Raw genomic sequence first — 24143 nt, forward strand, 5'->3', positions numbered from 1 at the left:
GCGGCTACACCGTGAGCGCGAAGTTGGGGTTGACGCCGTAGAGCGCCAACGCGGCAGCCAGAACAACGACCTGAACCGATACCAGCGAGAAACGCATCGACCGGCCGACGGCCTCGCCGACACCGACGGGCCCGCCGCCGGCGTTGTAGCCGTAGAAGCAGTGGGTGATCATAACGACCGCCGTGATGATGATGGCTTCCAGGAAGGACCAGAACACGTCGTCGGGACGCAGGAACGTCCGGAAGTAGTGCTCATAGGTGCCGTTGGACTGCCCATAGAGCACCGTGGTGGTGATCTGCGGGGACAGGAACGACATGATCATGGCCAGCGCGTAGAGCGGAATGATGACCACCAGGCCGGCCATGATCCGGGTGGTCGCCAGGAACGAAATCGACTTGATGCCCATGACTTCCAGGGCGTCGATCTCTTCGCTGATGCGCATGGCGCCCAACTCCGCCGTGGCGCCCGCCCCGACGGTGGCGGCCATCGCGATGCCGGTGACGACCGGGGCGGCGATGCGCACGTTGATCAGCGCGGCGAAGAATCCGGTGAACGCCTCGACGCCGATGTTGCCCAGCGAGGCGAAGCCCTGGATGGCCACCAGGGAGCTACCCGACAGGGTGACGAAGCCGACGATCGCGACCGTGCCGCCGATGACGGCCATCGCGCCGGTGCCCATGCCGATCTGGGCGATCAGCCGCAACGTCTCCTTGCGGTAGTTGCGCAGCGCGTGCGGGACGTGCCCGAGGGCCTGCACCCCGAACCAGGCCATCTGGCCGATGTCGTCGAGCCCGCGGCCCGCGGCGCCGCCGTAGCGGTTGAGGTTTTCCACCGCCCGCGGGAAGCGGGAGCGTAATACGGCAGCGGTCGACATGTCAGTGGCCCGTTCCGAATCGCACGCCGATGGTCGTCAGCACCACGTTGACCGCATACAGCGCGACGACGCAGAGCACGACGGTCTCGTTGACTGCGGTGCCCAGGCCCTTGGACCCGCCGCGCACCGTCAGGCCGCGGTAGCAGCCGACCAGCCCGGCGATCAGACCGAACGTCGCGGCCTTGACGGTCGCGATGACCACCTCCGGCAGGCCGGTGATCGTGGTCAGGGTGGCCAGGTAGGCGCCACCGGAGACGTTCTGCAGATAGACGCCGAACAGGTAGCCGCCGACCAGGCCGACGGTGATCACCAGGCCGTTGAGCAAGGTGGCGACCAGGGTCGCGGCGATCACCCGGGGCACCACCAGCCGGTGGATGGGGTCGATGCCGAGCACCTCCATCGCGTCGATCTCCTCGCGGATGGTGCGCGCACCGAGGTCGGCGCAGATCGCCGTCGAACCGGCGCCGGCCACCACCAGCACCGTGGTGAGCGGGCCGAGCTGGGTGACGGCGCCGATCGCCGCGCCCGCCCCCGACAGGTCGGCGGCGCCGAACTGCGCCAGCAGCACGTTGAGCGTGAAGATCAGCAAGACGGTCAGCGGGATCGACACCATGATGGTCGGCAGGAACGCCACCCGCATGATGAACCAGCACTGCAGGACGAACTCGCGCCACTGGAACGGCCAGCGGAACAACGCCCTTCCGGTCAGCACGCACATCCGGAAAAACCCGCCGATGACCGTCAGCGGCGTCTGCAGCTGGTCGCGCAAGTACCCCACCAAATAGGGGCCCTGCCGACTAGCCGACGTTGAAGTCACCGCTGCCCCCTCCAGCTGGTACCGCGCGCCTCACGGCGCCACGGCGGATCGTGTCGCACGCCTCGCCCCCTCGCCGCTTCGCGGTCGAGGTGGTGCCCCCGCTCCGCCTCAATCCAACGTGTGTGACCATCGGCTCCCTACTGGCAAGTAGTAACGGAGACCACAGGAATGTACCCGATGGCCAAGCACGTGTGAACTGCATCAGCACAATTAACCCTTCGTCAACAACGGGCAAACGTTACAGTTTCCGTCAGCTTTCCTCTCTGGCATTTAAATCTCTTGCGGTGGAACGACTTTCGCCGATATTTGCGGACCCGTAGCGAATGCGTAGCTCAGTCTTGAGCACCTTACCGGCCGGGTTGCGCGGCAGCGCATCCACGATCTCGAGCGCCTTGGGATGCTTGTACCGCGCCAGCCGCTCGGTCAGGAATTCCTCCAGCTCGTCGAGCAACAGCGAGTCGCCGGCGACGGCCGCGACCGCGATCGGCACCTCACCCCACTTGTCGTGGGAACGCCCGATCACCGCGACTTCGACGATGCCCGGATGGCTGGCCAGCACGTTTTCCACCTCGGCGCAGTAGATGTTCTCACCGCCCGAGATGATCATGTCCTTCTTGCGGTCCACCACCCAGACGTAGCCGTCGGAGTCCATCCGGACCAGGTCCCCGGAATGGAACCAGCCGCCCGCGAACGCCTCCGCGGTGGCCTCCGGGTTGTTCCAGTAGCCACTCATCAAAGTCGGTGCGCGGTAAACGATTTCGCCGACCTCGCCGATGGGTACGTCGTTCATGTTTTCGTCGACCACGCGGGCGGCCACGGTCGGAATAACCTTGCCGACCGATCCGCGTTTGCGGATCGCGTCCTCGCCCAGCAGCATGCAGGTGACCGGCGACATCTCGGTCTGGCCGAACGCGGCGAGGATCTGAGCTCCGGGGAACGTCGCCGACATCTCGCGCAGCAGCGCGTCGGGCGCCGGCGCGGCCCCCCACGAGATCACCCGCAATCTCAGGTCGCGCGGACGCGCCCGCTGCTCGGCGCAGACCGCCTGCCACTGTGCGGGCACCAGGAAGAGCCCGGTGACCTTCTCTTCGGCCAGCACGTCGAGCAATTGTCCCGGCTCGAACGCTCCGAGCGGGTAGATCACCGTCGGCGTGCCGAGCAGCATGCCGGTCAGCATGTTGCCGATGCCGGCGATGTGAAAGAACGGGACCCCGATGAACCCGACGTCGCTGTTGAGGTCGGCGCCGTTGGTGTACAGCCCCGTCATGGTCTGGCCGGTCAGGTTGGTGTGGGTCAGCACGGCACCCTTCGGGCGGCCGGTGGTGCCCGACGTGTACATGATCAGCGCCGGCGAATCGTTGGGGATGTCGACGGGCTGGTGCGAGGGCCCGGGCTCGTTGATCAAGTCTTCGTAGCCCAGCACGCTGTCGTCGGTCGAGCCGCCGGCCACGACGATCGTGCCCAGCAGGGGCTCGACGTCGCGGACCCCGGTCGCCACCGGGGCGAGCACCGATTCGGTGATCATCACGCGCGCTTCGCAGTCCTGAACCAGGAACGCGATTTCGGCGGCGGTGAGCCGGAAGTTCAGCGGAACGGCGATGCCGCCGAGCATGTTGACCGCCAGCACCGACTCGACGAATTCGGTGCGGTTGAGCATCAGCACCATCACCCGATCGCCGAAGCCGACTCCCCGACGGCTCAGCGCATCGGCCAGCGCCGACACCCGGTCCCGCAACTCCCCCCACGTCACGGTCTTCCCGAGGAACCGCAACGCCGTCGCGCCGGGCTGCATCAGGGCGTGCCGCTCGAGCTGGGTCACCCAGTTCTGTCGCCGGGCCAGATACGGCTGTTCGGTTCCCTGTGCCAGATGGCTCGCCAATTGCGCGGTCAACTCAGCCCTTTCCCTTCACTCGAGCACCGCTTGCGCCAGGTTGATATTTGATAAAACATGGTGTTGTGTGGGTCACATTATGGCCTTGAGGCCCTGCTGACAAGCCCCGACAAAAGTTTCAGACCAACCTCCCCGAAGCCCCCGAAAGCCCTGGCAGCCCCCGTGAACGCACCGATATCCACGCGACTGAGGAGCCGACGGCCGCTGCGCCGGGCGCAGTTGTCCGACGAGGTCGCGGGCCACCTGCGGGCGGCGATCATGTCCGGGACCCTGCGGCCGGGCACGTTCATCCGGCTGGACGAGACCGCGGCCGAGCTCGGCGTCAGCGTCACACCGGTGCGCGAGGCGCTGCTGAAGCTGCGCGGCGAGGGCATGGTGCAACTCGAACCGCACCGCGGCCACGTCGTGCTGCCGCTGACGCGCCAAGACATCGAGGACATCTTCTGGCTGCAGGCCACCATCGCCAGGGAGCTGGCGGCCGCCGCCACCGACCACATCACCGACGCCGACATCAACGAGCTCGAGCGCATCAACGAGGCGCTCGCCGCGGCCGTCGGGTCCAGTGACGCGGAGACCATCGCGGGCATTGAGTTCGCGTTCCACCGGGTCTTCAATCAGGCGAGCGGCCGCATCAAGCTGGCCTGGTTCCTGCTCAACGCCGCGCGCTACATGCCGGTGCTGGTGTACGCCGCCGATCAGCAGTGGGGCGCGGCCGCCGTCGAGAATCACCGGCAGCTGATCGCCGCGCTGCGCCGGCGGGATGCGGCGGCGGTGATCGAGCACACCGTCTGGCAGTTCACCGACGCCGCGGCGCGGCTGATCGAGATGCGGGACCGCACCGGTCCCTAACGGCGATCGCGAGCGCGGCGAAGCCGGGCGAAGCGGGCCGCCGCCATCGGACCCAGCGGCGATCGCGAGCGCGCCGAAGCCGGGCGAAGCGGGTCGCCGCCATCGGACCTAGCCGGTGGCCAGCTGTTCGGCGCGCTGCTTGAGCTTCTCGGCCAGGTGGTCCAGGACGTTGTTGAGGAGCTGCTTGACCATCGGCGCGGGCACCGGCATCGAGGTCTCGACGTCCAGATCCACGGTCAGCAGGCTCGACTCGCCCAGCTCCACCACGCTGAACAGCTGTTCCTGCTTGGTGAAGAGGTCGCCCTGCTGCAGCACGGTCTGGATCTGGTTTTCCCCCGGGTAATACACGGCCTGGATGAACATGCCTTGCATGCCTTGGTAGTCGGTGTCGAGCCGCAGCTGGCTGGGGCGCCCGTCGTCGTAGCGGGCGAGCACCCACAGGCCCTTGATCTCCTCGTTCCACTGCGGGTAGGCCTCGAAGTCGGCGACGATGCCCATGATCCTGGCGGCGTCGGCGCGGACCTCGACGGTCTTGCTCATAACTGGCATTGGCGAAGCATAGCCGGGGCCGCGGGTCCGCTCCGCCGCTGCGGCCCGGACCGCGGGGGAACGCGAAAACGCCGCTGCGACGGGTGATCTCGGCCTACCGGTCCACGACCGCCGTGGACAGCAACGTGCGGACGTCGTCGGGGATGGGAACCGGCTTGCGACTGGACCGGTCGACGTAGACGTGCACCCAGTGCCCCAGCGCGGTGATGGGCTGCGCCTGCTCGGCCTGCACCGGCCGGAACACGCCGAGCCGGTACGTGACGCTGCTGCGGCCCAACCGGGTCACCGCCACGCCCACCACCAGAGCCTCGGGGAAATGCAGTTCCGAGAAGTACCGGCAGCCGGATTCGGCGACGATGCCCAGGGCGGGTGTGGTGAGCGGGTCCAGTCCGGCGCCGGTGTTGATCCAGGCGTTGATCGCGGTGTCGAACAACTGGTAGTACACCGCGTTGTTGAGGTGGCCGAACATGTCGTTGTCGGCCCACCGGGTGCCCACCGGCCACCGCACCGGGAAGTCGTCGCTGGTGAGCCCGTCCGGTGCCGGCGGCACCGCCGGAGCCGGCGAGACCGGGGGGTCCGAAGCCATGGTTGTATTCCAACATGGTTCGGATTCGCGGTGCCGTGCTGGACCGGACTGGCCCGCCCGTACGCCGAGTCCCGGCCGATCCGCGTCGTCGATCTCGACCTGGAGCCGCCGGGCAGCGGTGAGGTGATGATCCGCATCGAGGCGGCGGGCGTGTGTCACTCCGACCTGTCGGTGGTCGACGGTAACCGGGTGCGTCCCATGCCCATGCTGCTCGGGCACGAGGCGGCCGGAATCGTCGAGCAGCTCGGTGACGGCGTCACCGACCTCGCCGTCGGCCAGCGGGTGGTGCTGGTGTTCTTGCCGCGGTGTGGTCATTGCGCGGCGTGCGCGACCGAGGGCCTGACGCCCTGCGAGCCGGGGAGCGCGGCCAACGCCGCCGGGACGCTGCTGGGCGGCGACATCCGGCTCAGCCAGGCCGGCCACCCGGTGCACCACCACCTCGGCGTTTCGGGTTTCGCGACGCACGCCGTCGTCAACCGCGCCAGTGTGGTTCCGGTGCCGCCCGACGTGCCGCCCGAGGTCGCGGCGCTGCTGGGGTGCGCGGTGCTGACCGGCGGTGGCGCCGTGCTCAACGTGGGCGATCCGAGGCCGGGTCAGACAGTCGCCGTCGTCGGCCTCGGCGGCGTCGGCATGGCTGCGGTGCTCACGGCGCTCACCTATGACGGCGTGCGCGTCGTTGCCGTCGACCAGTTACCCGACAAACTGGCCGCCGCCCGCGCCCAGGGCGCGCACGAGGCGTACACGCCGCAGCAGGCGGTGGACGCGGGGGTCAAGGCCGCCGTGGTCATCGAGGCCGTCGGCCATCCCGCCGCGCTCGAGACGGCCATCGACCTGACCGCGCCCGGCGGCCGCACCATCACTGTCGGCCTGCCGCCGCCGGCCGCGCGAATCACGTTGTCGCCGTTAGGTTTCGTGGCCGAGGGCCGCTCCCTGATCGGCAGTTACCTGGGCTCGGCGGTGCCCAGCCGTGACATCCCCCGCTTCGTCGCGCTCTGGCAGGCGGGCCGGCTGCCGGTGGAATCGCTGGTGTCGTCCTCGATCCGGCTGGATCAGATCAACGAGGCGATGGACAATCTGGCCGACGGCATCGCCGTCCGGCAGCTCATCAGGTTCGACTAGCCGCTATCTCGGGTGCAGGGGCGCGACGGGTTCCACCGCCACGTCCGGCAGCCGGTGGTCTTCGATGTAGTCCCAACGGATTTCGTAGCCGAGCCCGGGCGCCGACGGTATCGGGACGAATCCGTCCGGCGTGAGCGGGTCGCACGGCGCGCTGAGGTACGGCGGCGCGACGTCGTAGCGGGCCCCGGGCCCGAGCAGGCCGCGCTCGTAGTATTCGCAGACGTCCTCGCTGGTGGCGCCGAGCACCTGCAGGTTGCCGAAGCCGCTCATGTGGAGCTCGCAGCGCATGCCGACCGCCTCGCACATCCCGGCCAGCTTCATCACGCCCGTGATGCCGCCGCGCAGGACGTCGATGCGGCTGATGTCGGAGGCCCCGCGCAGGATCCAGTCGGCCCGGGTGTAGATGCCACCCTCGGCGATCTCGGGTGAGCAGATCGGGATGTCGAGTTCGTCGCCGAGTCGCCGGTAGGCCTCGACCCGGTACTCCGGCATCGGATGCTCGTACCAGTAGAAGCCCAACCGCTCCAGCTCACGGCCGACCCGCAGTGCGTCTTGGTGGGTGTGGTAGGTGCCCCAGGGGTCGAACATCAACACCATCTCGTCGCCGACGGCCGCCCGAACCTCGCGGCACACCCGGATGTCCCAGTCCACGTAGGACGGTCGCGGCAGCGCGAACTGACCTGTCGCCGGATTCCAGTAGTGGTAGGGGTGAATCTTGTAGGCGGCGTAGCCCTGCCGCTTGCACTCGACGGCGTGGGCGGCGTAATCGTCGGGGGATCCGAGGTTGTTGAAGCTGCTCGCATAGGCCTTGACCCGGTCCCGGGCGCCGCCCAGCAGTTTGTGCACGGGCAGCCCCGCGGCCCGGCCGGCCAGATCCCACAGCGCGAGATCGATGACGCTGCAGACGTTTTCGGGGAGCTTCGCCGCCCACAGTTGCCGCCAGATCTCCGCCCGGTCGAATGGGTCGTGCCCGGCCAGCAGCGGGCTCAGGAATTGCCGGATGATCGCCTGATCGCCGGGCAGCAGGCCGTCCTGGTCGCCGTGGAAGTGACCGCCGAAGTAATAGCCCTCGATCCCCTCGTCGGTGAGCACCTTGGTCACGGTCTGCACCACGGGGTGGTCGGTCATCAGCTGGCCGAATGAGATTCGATCCACGAACGACTCGAACGGCACGACCTCGAGGCCGGTGATCTTCATGGCAGCACATTTTGCCGAGGACCCGCGCGCTCAGAGTAGGGGCGAAGGTCCCGCGCCGACGATGCCGACCTCGGACCCCCTCATCGCACCTGCACGCATTGGCCGCCGTCGACGACCAGTTCCGAACCGGTGATGAACGACGCCCGCTCGGAGACCAGGAACGCGACGGCGTCGGCGATCTCGCTCGGCTGGCCGATGCGCCCGAAGGCCGACGACGCCGCGAGCCGCAGTTGGGTCGCGTCGTCGAGCATCGGGGTCGCGATCGGTCCGGGGAACACGGCGTTGACCCGGATGCCGAGGGGGGCCAGTTCCGCGGCCGCGTTCTGGGTCAGGCCGCGCAGGGCCCACTTCGCCGAACCGTAGGCGGCGTGGTGCGGGAAGGCGCGGATGGCTCCGGTGCTGCAGATGTTGACGACGGCGGCGTGCTGCGCCGCGCGCAGGTGGTTCAGCGCCGCGTGGATACCCAGGAAGGCCCCGAAACAGTTGACCCGCCAGGAATTTTCGAAACCCTCGGCGGTCTCGTCGGCCAGCGAGGCCCGGTGCAGCACGCCGGCGCCGTTGACCAGCGTGGTCAGCGCGCCGAACCGTCCGATCGTGGTGTCGACGGCCGAGCGCCAACCCGCCTCCGAGGTGACGTCGAGTTCGAGCGCGATCACCTCGTCGTCGCCCAGTTCGCCGACCGCGGTGGCCAGTTCGTGCGCGCGCCGGTCGCAGGCGGCCACCGAGTAGCCTTCGGCGCGTAGGTGTTTGGCGATGGCCCAGCCCTGCCCGCCGGCCGCGCCGGTCACCAGTGCGACGCGTGGAGCATCGTTCATGGTTCGGTCGCCTCCCGCAGGTGCTCGGCGGCCCCGCGCCGCAGCGCGTGTGATTCGGCGGTCAGGGTGATCATGGAGAAGCCCAGCTTCGCCATGGCGCGCCCCGTGGTGCCGTCCCCGGCGTGAATGCCGGTCACCAGCCCGGCCTCGTTGGCCGCACGGTGGATTCGCACGATGGCATCCAGGACGGCGGGATCTCTGGTTGCGCCGTCCACGCGCACGCCCAGCGAGAGGGCCAGGTCCGCGGGCCCGACGTAGAGCCCGGCGAGGCCTTCGACGGCGCAGATCCGGTCGAGGCCGGACAGCGCCGCGGCCGTCTCGATCATGGCGAACACGCTGACCCGGGACTCGAGCGCGGCGGTGTCGCGGCCGAGGTCGGCGCGCAGGGGGCCGAAGCTGCGGATGCCTGCGGGCGGGTAGCGGGTGGCTGCCACGGCCGCGGCGGCCTGGTCCGCCGACTCGATCATGGCGATGACGACGGCGTCGGCGCCGGCGTCGAGTACGCGCCCGATCGGGGCCGCGTCGGCGTTGGGCAGCCGCACCAGCGTGCCGATGGGCAGGTGTTCGGTCCGGCGCAGCATGCCGGCGATGTCGGCGTCATCGAGGTAGCCGTGCTGGGCGTCGAAACCCACGTAATCGTAACCGGCGCGGGCGAATTCCTCGGGGCCGAGCAGCGTGGGCCCGGTGACCCAGCCACCCCAGACGGGGGTGGCCCGGTCCAGCGCCCTCCGCAAGTTCTCGGTCATCCCGCGATCGCGATCTTGACGCGCTCGGGGACCGGGCGGCAGGCCAGCTCGAAGGCGGCCTGCACGTCGTCGATGCCGAACGTGTGCGTCAGGTAGGTGGCGAGCAGCCCGGGATGTTCGGCGGCGAACTTCCCCGCGAGCCCCAGCATCCGCCGCCGGTCCAGGGTGACGCCGGACTTCAGCGTCAGGTTGTTGCGCAGCATGCTGCGCATGCTGATCGGATAGGCGTCGTCGTCGGCGACGCCGAAATAGAAGATCGTGCCGCCGGGCGCGGTCGCGTCGATGGCGTGGCCCAGGGTGGCCACCTGGTGGCCGACGGCCTCGATGACGACATCGGCGCGGTCGGCGGCGGCAAGCCGGCTGACCCAGCGGTCGCTGGTGGCGCGTACCGGGTCGTCGACACCGAATGCCGTTGCCAGACTTGACCGGTCGACGGGGTCGACCCCGGTGACGCGCCGCGCGCCAGCCGCCTTGGCGACGTAGGAGAACAGCAGTCCGATGGAGCCCTGGCCGATTATCGCCACGTGTTGGCCGGCGAGGTCCGGGAGTTGCTCGAGGGCGTACAGGACGCACGCCAGTGGTTGCAGGCCGACCGCTTGCGCCGGGGTGAGCGCCGGGTCGTAGGGCGCCAGACCGTCGCCGTCAGTGACCACGCGTTCCATCATGCCGTCGAACCCGGAGGCCCAGCCCACCACGCGGTCGCCGGGACGGTGGTCGGCGTGCCGGCTGGCGATCACCTCGCCGGTGACTTCATGGATCGGGAAGCCGTCCTTCTCGGCCGCGCTGGTGCCGTCGTCGCCCGGCAGCCGGCCGCGCGCGCCGTGGAAGGCCGGCAGGTCGCTACCGCAGACACCGGCCGCCGTGAACCGCAGCAACACCTGGCCGTCGGCGAGGCACTCGGGTGTCTTCTCGGGAATCGATGTCCGCTCGAACACATAGGGGGCGACGATCCGGTAGGACCACACGTCAGACCTCCACCGGGATGGTGTTCCATCCCCACTGGAAACTGGAGGGTAGCCGTTGGGCGGCCTCGGCCTGTATCGCGTAGTCGGGAACCCGGCGCAGCCATTCCTGTAGCAGCACAGCGACTTCCAGCCTGGCCAGGTGGTAGCCGATGCAGAAGTGCTGGCCGCGGCCGAAGGCCAGGGAGCGCCGGATGGGTCTGTCCCAGATGAATTCGTCGGGTTGGGGGTACTCGCGTTCGTCGCGGTTGGCCGAGGCGAGCAGGGTGATGATTCGCTGGCCGGGCCGGATGGTCTGGTCGTGGATGGTGAACGGCTTGCGCGCGGTTCGGGCGAACCACTGCGCCGGCGCGCAGTACCGGATCATCTCCTCGCGCGCGATCGGCACGTTGTTCTCGGGGTCGGCGCGCACCGCGGCCATCTGGTCGGGCCGCCGGCCAAGCTCCCACAGCCCGTGGGCGACGATCTTGGGCACCGTCTCGGTGCCGCCGATGAAGATGCACAGCATCTGGGTGGCGACCTCGACGTCGTCGAGCGGGCTGCCGTCGGGCAGGCGGTAGCCGAGCAGGCCGTCCACGACGGCCAGCGGATCCCCGGACCGGTCCCGGCGGCGGCGGACGGCCGGCAGCAGGTATTCGAAATAGTTGGGCCGCGCTTCGGCGGTGTCCACCCCGACGCCGGGCTCGGCGAGGCTGCCGGCGTTGACCGCCGCGAGGACTTGCGGCGCGAGATCGGTTGGGATGCCCAGCAGTTCGCATACGACCGACGCCACGACGATGCCGCCGTAGTCCTGGGTCAGGTCGAACGAACCGCGGGGCAGCAGCTCGTCGAGGCGCTCGTTGGCCAGCGCGCGGATTCGGGCCTCCCACCCGGCGACGGCCCGGGGGCGCAGCGGCCCGGAGTGCGCCCGCCGGATCTCCGCGTACAGATCCGTGTCGAACACCGCGTGGAACGGCAGCGGGTGCAGCGGCGGGTCGGCCACCGGGCCGGTGTTGTGGGTGGCCAAGACCGACGCCGCCGGCAGGGTCCCTTCCGACGCGACGAACGTCCCGTCGTTGACCTCCAGCACCTGCCAGACGTCCTCGAAGCGGGACAGGGCGAAGGTGTCCCACTGCGGCATGTAGTACACGGGGTGGTGATCGCGAAGGATGCGGTAGTACGGCAGCGGATTGGCCATCACCCGCGCGTCGAAGGGGTCGTAGGAGAAGTTCACGGCCTCTTGCTGTCCCGTCACTGCAGCGGCGACGGCGGTAGGGCCTGCAGGATCGAGTCTTCCCAGCCGTCGCGCAGGGCGGGCGCCACACTCATCCAGGTGACGATCTCGGCGGGTGGGCTTTCCTTCCACGAGGGGTAGTGGTCGGCGAAGCATTGCCAGCCGCCGTCCAGCGCCCAGTAGTGGATGACCTCGTTGTAGCGGAACGTCGTGGTGAAGGACCCCAGCCAGCGCTTGCCGGTGCGTTCCGACCAGGGGACGTAGAGCCGCTCCAGTTCGCGGATGTAGTCGTCCTGACGCCCCGGCTTGGTCTGCATGATCTCCTGAATCACCAGCGGCGCAGTGAAATTCGCCTCGAGCAGCTGGGCGAGGGTCTTGTTGCTGGGGCCCGGGTACATGATGCGGCCCTCCCCGGTGGCGCCGGTGTCGGCCAGAAAGGCCGACCACTTGCCGAACGCGGCCTCGTGGCTGCCGCCGCGGGCCTGGGCCGCCCCGATGCGCGCATAGTCGGCGAACCCGTCGATCTCCCAGATGATTGTCACCTGCGGCCAGTGACCGTTGTAGGGCGTGCTCTCCCAGATCGCGAACAGCCGGGCACCGAGCTCGTCCATCATCGGCCGGTAGGTGTCGGTGAAGACCTCGGTGAAGCAGTCGCTTCGCCCGGAGCCGAGCGAGATCGTCTCGTGCAGATAGAGCAGTGTGTGCCGGTGATACTTCTTCATCAGTCGAGCCGGACCAGCCCCGAATCACCGCGTCCGCAGGTCGCCAGGTCGCAGAGCAGCGTCTCGGTGGAATCGACCGCGGGACAATCGATCCCGGCCGCGGCCAGCGCATGGCCCTTGAACCTTCGGGCGGCCGCGCTGAGCGCGTACTGCGCCCTGGCCACCCCCCGGTCCACCCGTAGGGGCCACCCGGAGGGCGCCCGGCCCCACAAGGCGACTTCGGTCAGCCGGTCGTCGAGCGACGCGAGCACCGTGTCGCGCACGCGCGCATCCGCGGTGAACGCCTCGGCGCTCACCGCCAGGCTCTGGCTCGCCCGGCGGGGACCCGTGGCGGCGAATTGCTCCTCGAAGTCCACCGCCTGCGCACCGAGGATCCGCAGGGACCGGGAGTCGCTGCCGCTCGGCAGCAGCACCGTCACCTGCCAGCCGGCCATCGCCCGATCGTAGAGCCAACCTCCGGCCGATCGGACCACGTCGACGGCGCTGACCGCGATGACGTCGAGCCGGTATCGCAGGCACTCCCGGTCAGCACGGCTCGCCCGGGCGTCGACCCGGCTGCCTTCCCTGATGTCGAACGTTGACGTGACCATTCAATCCGTTCCTCACCGCCGCATCGAATCCGTGCTTCGGCGTTTACCGCAACGCTTGTCCTGGGCTGGCGCCGCTCACGCGACACATCGGACAGCGTGACACTTGTGAGGGATTTTGTAAAGGCGCGACCGGTGGTCACGAGCCGCGGCGCGCTTTGAGTTCGGCGAGGACTTCCTCGGTGTGCTGCCCGAGTTCCGGTGCGGCAGAACGCGGTGCCCACGGGGTGCCGTGGAAATCGGCCGGTGTGGCCACCATCGGGACGCTGGATTGCCCGTCCGGGACGTCGACGATGCCGCCCGCGGCGTGGAATTGCTCGTCGGCCACGACGTCTTCGAGGCTGTTCACCGGCGACCAGAAGAAATCCGGCTCGGCGGCGAAGACCTGAGCCCATTCGTCGAGCGTGCGGGTGGCAAAGACCGCGTCCAGCTCGGCGATCAGCTCGACCGCGTTGACGAACCGCGAGTACGCGTCGCTGAACCGGGGGTCGGAAAGCCACTCCGGGTGGCCGACCGCGCGGCACAGCGGGGGCCAGTGCCGATCGCCTTGGAGCCCGACGATCCAGAATCGGCGCCCGTCGGCCGTGGCGTAGTTGTTCATGCACGGGTTGCCCATCGATTCGCGTTGCCCGATCGCGATCGGCTGGCCGGTCAGCAGGTAGGTGTTGAGGTCAAAGCTCACGGTGTAGGCGCCCTGGCGGTAGAGCGAGGTGCTCACCAGTTGGCCGGTGCCGGTGCGCGCGCGGGCGACCAGCGCCGCGCAGACGGCGGCCGCCAGCGTCATGCCGGCGGAGTGATCGCCCATGCCGCCGCGCTGGAAAGGCGGGGTGTCGCCGGGCCGGGTGAGCAGGTGCGCGACGCCCGCCCGCGACCAGAACGCGGCCACGTCGTAGGCGGCCCGGTCGGCGTCGGGCCCGGTCTCGCCGTATCCCGTGATCAGCCCGTAGACCAGCCGCGGGTTGCGGGCCGCCACCGCTTCGTAGTCGAGCCCCAGCCGTTTTAGCGCCGCCGGCCGCACGTTGGTCACGAAAACGTCCGCGCCGTCGAGCAATTCGAACGCCGTGTCGCGACCGGCCTCCTCGGTGAGGTCGAGCACGACGCTGCGCTTGGAGCGGTTATCCATTTCGAACGGCGGGTTGACCCCGAGGTCGCAGCCCAGCATCTTGCCGAACATCCGGCCCGGATCACCGCCCGGCGGTTCGATCTTGACGACGTCTGCACCCCAGTCGGCCAGGATGCCGCCGGTCGCCGGCCCGGCGACCCACACCCCGAGCTCGACGACGTTGATGCCCTCCATCGGTCCAGTCATGTCTGGAACCATAATGAGCCGGACTAGACGCCGGCGGTAGGGCAGTGGTTGCAGTGCCCGTTCGTCGGGTGTCCAGTCCTCGGGTAGTGCTTCGGGTTCCCGGCGATCGTTCATCCAGGTGCAGAACGGGCTGGTGCTCGGGCCACCCTGGAACGCAAACAACATGTCACGCATTTGGTCTCGGAATCTGCGCGCCGCGACCTTGTCCCTGCGGGCCTGTTGAGCCGTCAGTGCTTTAGCCCCCACCTCAATCTTGAGGGTCCCATCATCCCTGAGATTCACGTCCTTGCCTGGTCACAGGCCATACGGGCGTTAGGGTGACGTCCATGATCCAGCGCCGTAGCCATCGGTGGGCGGCACTGCTGGGCGTTTTAGCGCTCGCCGGTTGTCAGTCGGCGGGCAAGACGGGTCCGACCGCCGCACCATCTGCATCCACACCGAACTCCGCGACAACCGCGCCGGGGACCAAGCCGATGGCTGCGTTGTTCTATGCCAAGGATGGGTCGCTGTATGTCAGCGCACCCGCCGGTACCCCTGGCCGCCAACTGACAGCGGGAAGTGTGGACACACAGCCAGCGCCCTCCCCCGACCAATCGCACGTGGCATTCGTCCGCAAGACAACAGCTTCCGACTATGGCGGTGAGCTGTGGGTGCTCGGCCTCTCGCCGCAACTCGCACCCGCCGGCCCACCCCGGCGGCTGGTGGACCCGGCCGCCCTTCCGCACGGCACCGGCGGCATACCCGCGATGGTCGCGAGTCCCCGGTGGTCACCGACCGGACAACAGGTGGCCTTCGTCGACAACCCGACCGGTGGGGCCGTGGACGGAGGCGTCCTGCTGGTCGCGGCGGCCGACACCGGTGCAGTGCAGCCCAGACAACAACCGCCCGCCGCCGCGTGGGCGCCCTTCGCCGAATCCGCCTTCGCGTGGGCGCCCGACGGCAGCCACATCGTCTGGTTGAACGAACGCAGCGATGTCGGGCCGGTGGACGTCAACGTCCTCGCCGCCGTCGGCGGCGGGTCTACACCGGTCGCTACCGGGACGAACGCCTCCTCGGTGACCTACGGCGACGGGGGCAGCACGATCGTCTTCACCAACGGAGACACCACGGATCCGGTCATGTTCCCCAAGAATCCGTTCGCCGTCCGCACGGGCGGTATCTACTCCGTCGCTGCCCCCGCCGAATCCGGCGCGACGCCGGCCACCCCCACCCCCCTGTTCATCAGGTCGGGGTTGTACTACGGCGACATCGCGGCCCTGGGCTCCGGTGCTGTGGCCTTCACCACGCAAGCCGTCACGCGAGGCGGTGCCAGTTCTCCCAAGACGATCCAGATTCTCGACAAGGGCTCGTCGCTGCCGCGCACGACCATCACCGACGTCGGGACGGGGTTGAATTGTCAAAAGTCTCCTCGGGGACAAGGCTCTTGTCGAGTCACCCAAGGACCGGTGTGGGGTCCCGGCGACGTCGTCGCCTACCTCGACACCTCTTCTCAAAGCGCACTGGTGGTAACCGATCTCGACAACCGCAGCCCCAGACGGGTCGACACCGGCGTGGACTCCTTCGCATGGTCGCCCCGGCAACCATGAGTCAGAGTTTTCGCCGTGCTGCAGGTGTTCGGCACCCCTGCATCAATGCGGGGCGGGCGCCTGCCGATCACCTGATACCGCCGCCGAATTCGCCTCGCCGTCGACGATGACGGACAGCCCAGCGGGTTCTCATCCGACGCCATGGCAGAGCGACCCTAACCGTGGTGACCTTTGGCCCCTGTTCGCACTTGGTCGCGGTACTTACGTTCGACTTCTATGACCGGTCATTTCTGTTCCTCGTGTGGCGCACCACTCGAGCCGGCCGCAGCGTTTTGCGCCAATTGTGCGCACCCAGTCGGCGGGGTGCCCGCGGTTGAGCCGGCGGTGGGTCAGCCCGCCACTCCCAGCGCGGAAATCGCTTCCGGAGCACAACCCTTCGCACGGTCGGTCCGCGCACATGCCGTGTCCCGCCAGTCCCGTCGCCGATCCGTTTTTTCCTACGCGGTTGCATTGCTACTCGTCGTCGGACTCGCCATCGGAATCACACTGTCCCTGACTCGCTCCTCCCGCCAATCCGGCGAGCTCTTCCTTGTCGACGGTCGGACCCCGACGACAGGCACGCCCCCCGCCGAGTCGAGCTGCGGATCATCACGTGAGTCGTTCAGCCCCAAGACCTCAGACGAGAGGACGCTCGTCAGCTACTTCACGGCGATCAACGACAAGGATTACGCAACGGCCTGGAACCTTCTCGGCGATCGCCTCCGTTCCGAGTACGGATCCCAGCAGGCGTTCGCAGACATGATGAGCCAACACGTCAGCTGTGTGCGGGCGCTTGACATCGACCCCGTAGGTGGCCAGGAGTACCGAGTGCAGTTCGCGGCGCAGTACACCACGCCGTTCCCAGCGGGCAGCGGGCAGCTCCCGACCTTCTGGACGGTTTCTGACGGCAAGATCGTCTCATCCGGCACCGGGCCCTAACGACGATGCTCGACCACCATTACGCGCGCATCCGACTCGGCTTCGGCGACGGGAGTGGCGGAGCTCTTTTCAACAGGGGCCGTCACCGCTGGGCGGCGTTGCGCACGATCCTCGCGATCTTCGTCGTCGCGATCGCGAGCTGCGCACATACCGCAGACGACAACCAAAAGGGCACGGGCAGTGGCCGATTCACTCTGCCGCGGGGGTCTGACGAGGTCATGATCGAGGTGTCCAGCGGCGGCGGCCTCGTGCTGCCCGTCGTACGCGTCGACGATTCATTGCCCCGGGTCTGGATCTCGGGAGATGGCCGCTATCTCCGGCAGTCGGCAACGGGGGCCGATACGCCGGTGCTCGTCGCGATGGAGGAACGTCGAATCCCCGAAGCAGCCCTGCAGAACCTGCTCACCGAGGCGAGCAATGCGGGGCTCCTCGCCGACTCGCCGGACTATGGCACCCCGAAAATCTTCGATGCCGTAAACACCCGCATTCTCCTCGTCGCCGACGGCAGGCGGCACGATGTACTCGTGCGCGCGCTCGGGTATCCCGTTGCCGGACTCGACGCCGCCACCGTCGCGGCACGCGAGCGCGTCTCGCGCTTCATCGATTTGCTCGAGCACCCCGAGCGCATCACCGGCGTCGGCACTCCGAGTCCGTACCCACCGACGGGGGTGGCAGTGTTCGTGCTCGGACCGGCGGCGGCCTCGGCTACCAAGCCTGCAGCGATGTGGCCCGTCGGCGATCTCGCCACGGCCGGCACGCCGACAAACTGGCCCGCTGCGTCGACGCGGTGCTTCGTCGTCACCGATGCGGACCTCCGAGCCGTGACCGCCGCAGCGTCTGGGACTTCCCGAACCGCGCCCTGGCGCTCGGGGGATGCTCTCTGGGAGATCGCCATGCGGCCATTGCTCCCGGATGAGCACACCTGCGCCGACGTCGTCGGTTAGACGGGCGACGCTGCCGCCGTCATCCGGCAAACTCCTGCAGGCGGGGGTCGAGCCCTGCATTTCAGCCACCATGCGCTCGAGCGTGCGACGCACGTCCGACACCGATTGTCAGGAATCGGAGGCGCCAGAGCCCGCGCCGACGCCCGGTCTGGGACGCTTGACACCATGAGTCTGGTAGCCGGGCGAGGCCCGCTCAGCAGCGATCCGGCGGGCCGGTTCAGACCCGCGATACCGGCCGGCCTCGACCTCGCGGTCTACATCGAGCCGCACCCCCGCCGCATCCAGGCCATCAAGGACGGGCGCCGGGTGATCGACACCGAGCGGGCGTTGCTGGTGCACCGGCGGGGCCGGCCGCTGAGCTATGCCTTCCCGGCGGGCGAGGTCGGCGACCTGCCCGCCGAGGCCGAGCCGGAGGCCCCGGGCTTCGTGCACGTGCCCTGGGACGCCGTCGACAGCTGGCTGGAAGAAGGCCGCGAACTCGTGCACTACCCGCCCAACCCCTACCATCGCGTCGACTGCCGCCCCACCAGGCGGCGCCTGCGGGTCTCGGTCGCGGGCGCGGTGCTGGTGGACACCGACGACACCGTCATCCTTTTCGAAACTTCGCTGGAGCCAAGGCTTTACGTCGATCCGGCGTGCGTGCGCACCGACCTGCTGCGCCGTTCGGACACGTCGAGCTACTGCAACTACAAGGGTTTCGCGACGTACTGGTCCGCCGTCGTGGATGGTCACGTCGTCGACGACATCGCCTGGAGCTACCGTGACCCGCCCCCGGAAAGCCTGCCCATCAAGGGGTTTTTCAGCTTCGACACCGCCCGGGCCGACGTCGACGCCGAGCTGCCGGCGAGCGGCCTCACCTAGCTCGCCAGCCCGACGATCGCCAGCATGAACAGCACCCCGCCCAGCAGCGTGGTGATGAACGAACCCAGGCCACGAGACCCCCTGCCGGGCCCACCTCACTGCGACCGGTACCCGGTGAGAACGTATCGCGGAAGCCGTTTGTGTCGAGCCGAAGTCAGCCACCGTAGCTGGGGCGCCCCAGCTTGAGCCCGTGCTGTGCGATCATGTTGCGGAACACTTCCAGCGTGCCGCCGTAGATGCCCAGCGGCAGCGCCAGCCGGTAAAGGTGTTCCGCCGCACCGTCGGTCGCGGAGCCGGGAGTTTCGGTGGGCAACGCCGACGCGCTCCCCAGCATGTCCATCAGGTCCGGGGTGACGTCACGCATCGTCTGCGCGACCGCGACCCGGCCGAACATCCCGGGCGTGGACAGCGCCGCCTCCATCCGGGCAACGTCGCGCCCGAGCCGATATTTCACCGAATCGTCGTCGATCGGCCGCCGCCCGTCCGGCCCCGGTCGAGCGACGGCGGCCGCGACTGCGTCGACCACTTCCGCCATGATGTCGCCGTGGGCGGCCATCGCGGCAATGTATTGCAGGCCATGATCTTCCGGCTCCACGACGCCGTGCTCGGAGTCCAACGCCGCACGCATCACGGTCCAGCCACCGTTGACCTCGCCGATGCGGTACAGGTCGTCGACCCGGACGTCGCTGTAGTAGACGATGTTCGTGCGGTCGCCGTCCAGGGTGCGGATGCCTTGGATCTCGATGCCCGGCGAGTCCAGTGGCACCAGGAACATGGTCAGGTTCCGGTGTTTCGGGCCTCGCGGGTCGGTGTTGGTGAGCAGGAAGACGTAACGGGCGTTCTGCGCGTTGGACGTAAACATCTTGGAGCCATTGATGATCCAGCCGTCACCGTCGCGCACGGCGCGGGTCTTGCAGGTGGCGACGTCCGACCCGCCCTCGGGCTCGGTGTAGCCCAGGCACAGCCGGATCTCGCCGGAGAGCACGCCCGGCAGGACGCGGTCGGCGAGCTCCGGCGCCCCGAATTGCCGCACCAGGCGGGCGACGACGGACGTGGTGCCCCAGTGATACCAGGGTGTGTGGGCCCGGGCGATCTCGAGTTGGAAGATGCGGCGCCGAACCGGGCTGAACCCGCCCTCGGACTCCAGCTTCCAGTCCGCTGCCAGGTAGCCGGCCTCGCCCAGCGCCAAATGCACGCCCTCGTCGAAGTTTTCACCGAACTGCAGCTGCCGGTGCAGCACCTCGTCGGTGACGTGCTTCGCGATGAACGCCCGCGTCTCGTCGCGGAAGGCCTGGTCCTCGGGCGAGAGGTCGACGTGGGAGAAGTCCATCAGGCCGCGTCGATCACGAGGGTCCGGAACCGGTCGAGTGTCTCCAGCGCGTGCGCCATGCTGTCGCCGGGGAGGTGAAGGCTCACCCACGTCACGCCCACCTTCGCCAGCTTCTCCAGGCCGTCGAGGTAGGCGTCGGCGTTGAATTCGTCACTGGCGGGGCTGCCGCCCTCGAAGTTGGTGAAGGTGACGTCGATCGCCGACCAGTCCCGGCCCGCGGCGTCGCACCGGCGCCGCAGATCGTCGATACCCTCGGTGAGGCGCGCCACCGAGTCGATCACCGCCGTGCCGGCCGTCTGCGCCAGCTGCGGCGGGGCGGGAAACGGGCACCAGCCGTCACCGTATTGCGCCACCCGCTGGCGCGCCGACGACGTGTTGCCGCCGATCCAGATCGGTGGATGCGGGTCGCTCAGGGGGCGGGGGTGTGCGGTGATCCCCCGCGCGGTGAAATGCCGTCCCTCGTAGGTGATGTCGTCGCCCGTCCATACCGCCCGGATCACCTGTAGGGCTTCCTCGAACAGCTCGGCCCGTTCGTCGTAGCTGACCCCCAGCGCGGCGAACTCCCGTTTGAGGTAGCCCACACCCACCGCGAGCGTGAACCGGCCGCCGGAGAGCAGGTCCAGTGTGGCACCGGACTTGGCCACCACGAACGGGTTCCGGTACGGCAGCACCACGATGTTGGGGATCAGTCGCAGCGTGCTCGTCGTCGCCGCCGCGAAACCCAGTGCGACGAAGGGGTCCAACGCGTCATGGCCACCGGCCTCCAGCCACCGCTGCGACGGGGCGGGGTGGTCGGTGAAGCCGAACCCGTGGATGCCGGCCGCCTCGGTGGCCGCGGCCACTTTCCCGATGCCGTCACCGCTCACCAGCTCGGTGTTGTACGGATGGCTGTGCATCGGGTGGGTGATGGTGAAGCGCATGAAGGCGACCAGCCGCTAGAACCGTGCGCGCGAATCGATGGCCGTGTCGGTGGTGCGCAGCGGCCGGATCAGCGCCTCCTGGGCGAACGAGCACAGCAGCTCGCCCTCCTCGGAGTGCACCGTGCCGCGCACGTAGGACATTCCCGCGCCGACCTGGGTGCTCTCGTGGGTGTAGAGCAGCCACCCGGCCCAGCGCACCGGTTCGTGGAACGCCACCGAGATGCTCATGGGTGCGGTCGACACGGTCAGGTGCGCCTGTGCGGTGCCGATGCCCGGATGCGCGCGCATGGTGGTGGAGATCCCCAGATGCCCGGTGAAGTACGCCAGCAGGGCCTTGGCCAGGTCGTCCCGTTCCGGGATCGGGTCGTAGTGCAGCCACGCGTACAGCTCCGGCGGCCCGACCTCGTCGGGGCTGTTGACGTCGACGACGTCGACCAGGCGAAGCTCCCGGCCGACCATCGGCATCGGCGAGTGGATGGCGTCGGCGGGCGGGGCCACGTCCGGGCGCGGCAGGTGGTGGCGGATGACGTCGCCGGTCGGCACGTCGGCGAGCACCGTGATGCTCAGGCACCGCCGACCGTTCTGGTGCACGGCGACGACCGCGGTGGCGGTGGACCGGCCCTCCGCGACGACGTCGAGGACGAGTTCGATCGGCGGGCCGACGGTGACGGCGCGGGAGAAGACCGCGTGCGCCGAGCGCACCGACTTGTCCGGGAATCGTTTGGCCACCGCGACAATCGCCTGGGCGAGCACCTGCGTGCCCTCCACTACCTGCCGTTCGTCGCCGACGGCGATCCCGGTGTCCCCGGTGTACCGGTCTTGCCCGTCGGGCCGCACGTCGAACAGATCAAGCAGGCCCTGCACCGTCCACTCGGTCTGCTCAGATTCCTCGGAAGCCATGGTCAATTTCGCTCCGCCTCTCGCGCCAGCAGCTCTCGGCTCAGCGTGACACTTGGCGTAGGATTTGTAAAGCTTGGCTAACAACACCGGTCCGCCGGTTGCGCGATTGACACCGGCACCCGCGGTGCCTGACACTTTGGCGGTGTTTTGTAAAGCGGGAGCTGGGGTGGAAGGCACCGGCGCATGATTCCCGAGCCGCTGGCCAACGGCTTCTGCTTCGGCGAGGGGCCACGCTGGTTCGAGGGCCTGCTGTGGTTCTCCGACATGCTGGGCGAGGCGGTGCACACCTCCACCATGGGCGGGTCCCTGACCACGTTGCCGCTGCCCGGGCACTCCCCCTCAGGCCTGGGTTTCCGCCCCGACGGATCGCTGCTGATCGTCTCGGCCGAAGACCGCACCGTGCTGCGTTACGACGGTGAAACCGTCGACACCATCGCCGATCTCGGCGGCCTGGCGCCGGCGGACCTCGGCGACATGGTCATCGACGACGCCGGCCGCGCCTACATCGGATGCCAGGCGCGTAGCGGCGGCGCGATCATCCGGTTGGATCCCGGCGACGACACCGCCACCGTCGTCGCCGAAGACCTCGACTTTCCCAACGGGATGGTGATCACGCCCGACCGCCACACCCTGATCGTCGCCGAGTCGGTCGGCCGGCGGCTGACCGCGTTCACCATCGGCGCCGACGGTGGGCTGGCCGACCGCCGCACGTTCGCCGACGGCCTGGACGGGCCGCCCGACGGCATCGCGCTCGACGCGGACGGCGCGGTGTGGGCGTCGATGACGCTGGCCCGCCAATTCGAGCGGATCGTCGAGGGCGGCGCCGTGACCGACCGCATCGACATGGGCGACCGCGTCGCCATCGCCTGCGCGCTCGGCGGCCCCGAGCGCCGGACGCTGTTCCTGCTGTCCAGCACGGAGGCGTACCCTCAGCGCCTGGTCGGCACCCGCCTCTCGCGGCTGGATGCCGTGACGGTGACCACCCCCGGCGCCGGCCTGCCCTGAGGAAGAGGTTGACGATGTCGGACTCCTATTACGAGCTCATCGACGGCGCCGATCCGTTGGGAGAGAAGTTCCGGGCCACCGACCTGGCGCGCGGCACCTGGTCGGCGTCGATCCAGCACGGCGGTCCGGTGTCGGCGCTGCTGGTGCGGGCGCTGGAGCGCTGCCAGCGGCGCGAGGACACCCGCCTGTCCCGCGTCGTCATCGACCTGCTGGGCGGGGTGCCCGCCGAGGGTGATCTGTGGGTCAACGCGCAGGTGCAGCGCGGCGGGAAGCAGATCGAACTGGTCGGCGCCGAGATGCTGGCGCCCGGCCCCGATGGCCAGCCCCGGCCGGTGGCGCGCGCGAGCGGATGGCGGTTGCAGACGCTGGACACGCGGACGCTGGCCCACGCCGGGGCCCCGATGCCCGGGCCACGCAGCGAGGCGCGCAACCGCAACCTCAAGGCGCGGGAGTGGGACCGCAACTACGTGCACAGCCTGGACTGGCTGTGGTTGACCGAGCCGCTGAGCGAGGGCCCCGGCGAATCGTGGATCAATCCGACCGTGGACCTTGTCACCGGGGAGAGCATGACCCCGCTGGAGCGCCTGTTCGCGGTGGCCGACTGCGCCAACGGCATCGGCAGCAAGCTGGACATCACCCGGTGGACGTTTCTCAACACCGACCTGGCCGTGCATGTGTTCCGGGTTCCCGACGGTGACTGGATCGGCATTCGCGCCGAGACCAGCTACGGCCCGGACGGCGTCGGCGCCACGATCGGCACGTTGTTCGACGAGCAGGGCGCGGTCGGCGCCATCCAGCAGTCGGTGCTGGTGCGCCCGCGTCCGGGCAAGTCTGGCCGGGAGGCGAAATAACGGTGAACGACTTCGTAGAGTTGCACTTATGAGCCGCCCGGCCCAGACCGTGGACCCCGACACCTCGACGCGTCAGCGCATTCTCGACGCGACCGCCGAGGTGCTCGGCCGCAACGGCAAGACCAAGCTCAGCCTGTCCGACGTCGCCGCCCAGGCCGGGGTGTCACGCCCGACGCTGTACCGCTGGTTCGCCTCCAAAGAGGAGTTGCTGTCGGCCTTTTCGAACTACGAGCGGCAGATCTTCGAAAGCGGACTGGTTCGGGCGACGGCGGGCCTGAAGGGGGTCGACAAGCTGGACGCGGTGTTGAGGTTCATCGTCGAATACCAGCATTCGTACTCCGGCGTGCGCATGGTCGACGTCGAGCCCGAGCACACCATCGCCGAGTTCTCGTGGGTGATCCCGCAGATGCGAGAGGGATTGCAACGGCACCTGCCCGGGCCCAACGCCGCGGTGAAGGCGGCGACGGTGATCCGGATCGCCATCTCGCACTACATCGTCCGAAGCGACGACGCGGACCAGTTCCTGGCGCAGCTGCGGCACGCGGTCGGAATCAAGGGCAGTTGAGACTCCGCGAGACTGCTGTGAGCGACG

At 68.9% G+C, this 24143-nt stretch carries 24 protein-coding genes and 2 pseudogenes; 9 read left to right on the top strand and 17 right to left on the bottom strand.

Annotation, left to right across the window (positions count from 1 at the left end; translation table 11 throughout):
• Positions 1-4: 4 nt before the first annotated feature.
• The 3 genes from U8D42_RS20575 to fadD5 form a co-directional block, all read right to left on the bottom strand.
• Positions 5-874, bottom strand: coding sequence for an MlaE family ABC transporter permease (locus U8D42_RS20575; RefSeq protein WP_085239496.1), 870 nt, complete (start codon positions 872-874; stop codon positions 5-7).
• Position 875: 1 nt separating this feature from the next.
• On the bottom strand, positions 876-1691 hold the full coding sequence (locus U8D42_RS20580) for an MlaE family ABC transporter permease (RefSeq protein ID WP_085239495.1): 816 nt from the start codon (positions 1689-1691) through the stop codon (positions 876-878).
• A 250-nt stretch (positions 1692-1941) separates the two neighbouring features.
• Positions 1942-3582, bottom strand: a complete 1641-nt coding sequence (gene fadD5, locus U8D42_RS20585; protein WP_322858415.1) for a fatty-acid--CoA ligase FadD5 — start codon at positions 3580-3582, stop codon at positions 1942-1944.
• Positions 3583-3744: 162 nt separating this feature from the next.
• On the opposite strand from fadD5, the gene U8D42_RS20590 reads away from it, so the two are divergent.
• The gene (locus tag U8D42_RS20590) at positions 3745-4431 is read left to right on the top strand and encodes a GntR family transcriptional regulator (RefSeq protein WP_322858414.1); all 687 of its coding nucleotides are present in this window, start codon (positions 3745-3747) and stop codon (positions 4429-4431) included.
• Here the strand turns inward: U8D42_RS20590 and U8D42_RS20595 are convergent.
• The 3 genes and pseudogenes from U8D42_RS20595 to U8D42_RS20605 form a co-directional block, all read right to left on the bottom strand.
• Positions 4360-4538: pseudogene (locus tag U8D42_RS20595) on the bottom strand (gamma-glutamyl-gamma-aminobutyrate hydrolase family protein); the annotation flags it as partial. The gene U8D42_RS20590 and the pseudogene U8D42_RS20595 sit on opposite strands and share 72 nt — an antisense overlap.
• A gap of 1 nt (position 4539) precedes the next feature.
• Positions 4540-4980, bottom strand: coding sequence for an SRPBCC family protein (locus tag U8D42_RS20600; RefSeq protein ID WP_085239492.1), 441 nt, complete (start codon positions 4978-4980; stop codon positions 4540-4542).
• A 94-nt stretch (positions 4981-5074) separates the two neighbouring features.
• Positions 5075-5566 (bottom strand): acyl-CoA thioesterase, encoded by a 492-nt coding sequence (locus U8D42_RS20605; RefSeq protein WP_322858413.1) that lies wholly within the window; start codon positions 5564-5566, stop codon positions 5075-5077.
• A gap of 14 nt (positions 5567-5580) precedes the next feature.
• Between U8D42_RS20605 and U8D42_RS20610 the strand changes: the two are divergent.
• Positions 5581-6685 (top strand): annotated as a pseudogene (locus tag U8D42_RS20610) (alcohol dehydrogenase catalytic domain-containing protein).
• 3 nt (positions 6686-6688) lie between these two features.
• On the opposite strand, the gene U8D42_RS20615 reads toward U8D42_RS20610, so the two are convergent.
• The 8 genes from U8D42_RS20615 to U8D42_RS20650 form a co-directional block, all read right to left on the bottom strand.
• Positions 6689-7882: an enolase C-terminal domain-like protein gene (locus tag U8D42_RS20615; protein ID WP_322858412.1), complete on the bottom strand. Its 1194-nt coding sequence runs from the start codon at positions 7880-7882 to the stop codon at positions 6689-6691.
• An 80-nt stretch (positions 7883-7962) separates the two neighbouring features.
• Positions 7963-8697: an SDR family NAD(P)-dependent oxidoreductase gene (locus U8D42_RS20620; RefSeq protein WP_322858411.1), complete on the bottom strand. Its 735-nt coding sequence runs from the start codon at positions 8695-8697 to the stop codon at positions 7963-7965.
• Positions 8694-9443, bottom strand: coding sequence for an HpcH/HpaI aldolase family protein (locus U8D42_RS20625; RefSeq protein ID WP_322858410.1), 750 nt, complete (start codon positions 9441-9443; stop codon positions 8694-8696). Before U8D42_RS20625 ends, U8D42_RS20620 begins: the two co-directional genes overlap by 4 nt.
• Positions 9440-10408: a zinc-binding dehydrogenase gene (locus U8D42_RS20630; RefSeq protein ID WP_322858409.1), complete on the bottom strand. Its 969-nt coding sequence runs from the start codon at positions 10406-10408 to the stop codon at positions 9440-9442. The genes U8D42_RS20625 and U8D42_RS20630 overlap by 4 nt, the downstream gene beginning before the upstream one ends.
• 1 nt (position 10409) lies before the next feature.
• Positions 10410-11618: a cytochrome P450 gene (locus U8D42_RS20635; protein WP_085239536.1), complete on the bottom strand. Its 1209-nt coding sequence runs from the start codon at positions 11616-11618 to the stop codon at positions 10410-10412.
• A gap of 17 nt (positions 11619-11635) precedes the next feature.
• Positions 11636-12340, bottom strand: a complete 705-nt coding sequence (locus tag U8D42_RS20640) for an NIPSNAP family protein (protein WP_322858408.1) — start codon at positions 12338-12340, stop codon at positions 11636-11638.
• Complete coding sequence (locus U8D42_RS20645; RefSeq protein WP_322858407.1) at positions 12340-12930, bottom strand: hypothetical protein; 591 nt, start codon at positions 12928-12930, stop codon at positions 12340-12342. Before U8D42_RS20645 ends, U8D42_RS20640 begins: the two co-directional genes overlap by 1 nt.
• A gap of 136 nt (positions 12931-13066) precedes the next feature.
• A complete protein-coding gene (locus U8D42_RS20650; protein WP_322858406.1) occupies positions 13067-14236 on the bottom strand; it encodes a CaiB/BaiF CoA transferase family protein in 1170 nt (389 codons plus the stop codon).
• Between the two features lie 599 nt (positions 14237-14835).
• Between U8D42_RS20650 and U8D42_RS20655 the strand changes: the two genes are divergently transcribed.
• The 4 genes from U8D42_RS20655 (at position 14836) to U8D42_RS20670 (ending at position 18545) form a co-directional block, all read left to right on the top strand.
• The gene (locus U8D42_RS20655; RefSeq protein ID WP_322858405.1) at positions 14836-15822 is read left to right on the top strand and encodes a TolB family protein; all 987 of its coding nucleotides are present in this window, start codon (positions 14836-14838) and stop codon (positions 15820-15822) included.
• 450 nt (positions 15823-16272) lie between these two features.
• Entirely contained in the window at positions 16273-16740 is a 468-nt protein-coding gene (locus tag U8D42_RS20660) for a hypothetical protein (protein ID WP_322858404.1), read from the top strand.
• 5 nt (positions 16741-16745) lie between these two features.
• Positions 16746-17684 carry a hypothetical protein gene (locus tag U8D42_RS20665; protein ID WP_322858403.1) on the top strand — a complete coding sequence of 313 codons (939 nt, stop codon included), beginning with the start codon at positions 16746-16748 and terminating at the stop codon, positions 17682-17684.
• Between the two features lie 165 nt (positions 17685-17849).
• Positions 17850-18545, top strand: a complete 696-nt coding sequence (locus tag U8D42_RS20670; RefSeq protein WP_322858402.1) for a DUF427 domain-containing protein — start codon at positions 17850-17852, stop codon at positions 18543-18545.
• Positions 18546-18699: 154 nt separating this feature from the next.
• Here the strand turns inward: U8D42_RS20670 and U8D42_RS20675 are convergent, their stop codons facing one another.
• From U8D42_RS20675 to U8D42_RS20685, 3 genes are read right to left on the bottom strand one after another with little or no spacing between them, the layout of a single operon-like run.
• The gene (locus tag U8D42_RS20675) at positions 18700-19875 is read right to left on the bottom strand and encodes an acyl-CoA dehydrogenase family protein (RefSeq protein ID WP_322858401.1); all 1176 of its coding nucleotides are present in this window, start codon (positions 19873-19875) and stop codon (positions 18700-18702) included.
• Positions 19875-20795: an LLM class F420-dependent oxidoreductase gene (locus U8D42_RS20680; RefSeq protein ID WP_322858400.1), complete on the bottom strand. Its 921-nt coding sequence runs from the start codon at positions 20793-20795 to the stop codon at positions 19875-19877. The genes U8D42_RS20675 and U8D42_RS20680 overlap by 1 nt, the downstream gene beginning before the upstream one ends.
• A gap of 15 nt (positions 20796-20810) precedes the next feature.
• Complete coding sequence (locus U8D42_RS20685; protein ID WP_322858801.1) at positions 20811-21695, bottom strand: acyl-CoA thioesterase; 885 nt, start codon at positions 21693-21695, stop codon at positions 20811-20813.
• 183 nt (positions 21696-21878) lie between these two features.
• On the opposite strand from U8D42_RS20685, the gene U8D42_RS20690 reads away from it, so the two are divergent.
• Genes U8D42_RS20690 through U8D42_RS20700 form a run of 3 tightly spaced genes read left to right on the top strand, consistent with a single transcriptional unit; the run spans position 21879 to position 24116 of the window.
• Positions 21879-22700, top strand: a complete 822-nt coding sequence (locus U8D42_RS20690; RefSeq protein ID WP_322858399.1) for an SMP-30/gluconolactonase/LRE family protein — start codon at positions 21879-21881, stop codon at positions 22698-22700.
• Positions 22701-22714: 14 nt separating this feature from the next.
• Positions 22715-23551, top strand: coding sequence for a thioesterase family protein (locus tag U8D42_RS20695; RefSeq protein WP_322858398.1), 837 nt, complete (start codon positions 22715-22717; stop codon positions 23549-23551).
• A gap of 28 nt (positions 23552-23579) precedes the next feature.
• Entirely contained in the window at positions 23580-24116 is a 537-nt protein-coding gene (locus U8D42_RS20700) for a TetR/AcrR family transcriptional regulator (RefSeq protein ID WP_322858397.1), read from the top strand.
• Positions 24117-24143: the final 27 nt, after the last annotated feature.

This window comes from Mycobacterium europaeum, assembly GCF_034555895.2.
GTDB classification, from domain to species: domain Bacteria; phylum Actinomycetota; class Actinomycetes; order Mycobacteriales; family Mycobacteriaceae; genus Mycobacterium; species Mycobacterium europaeum.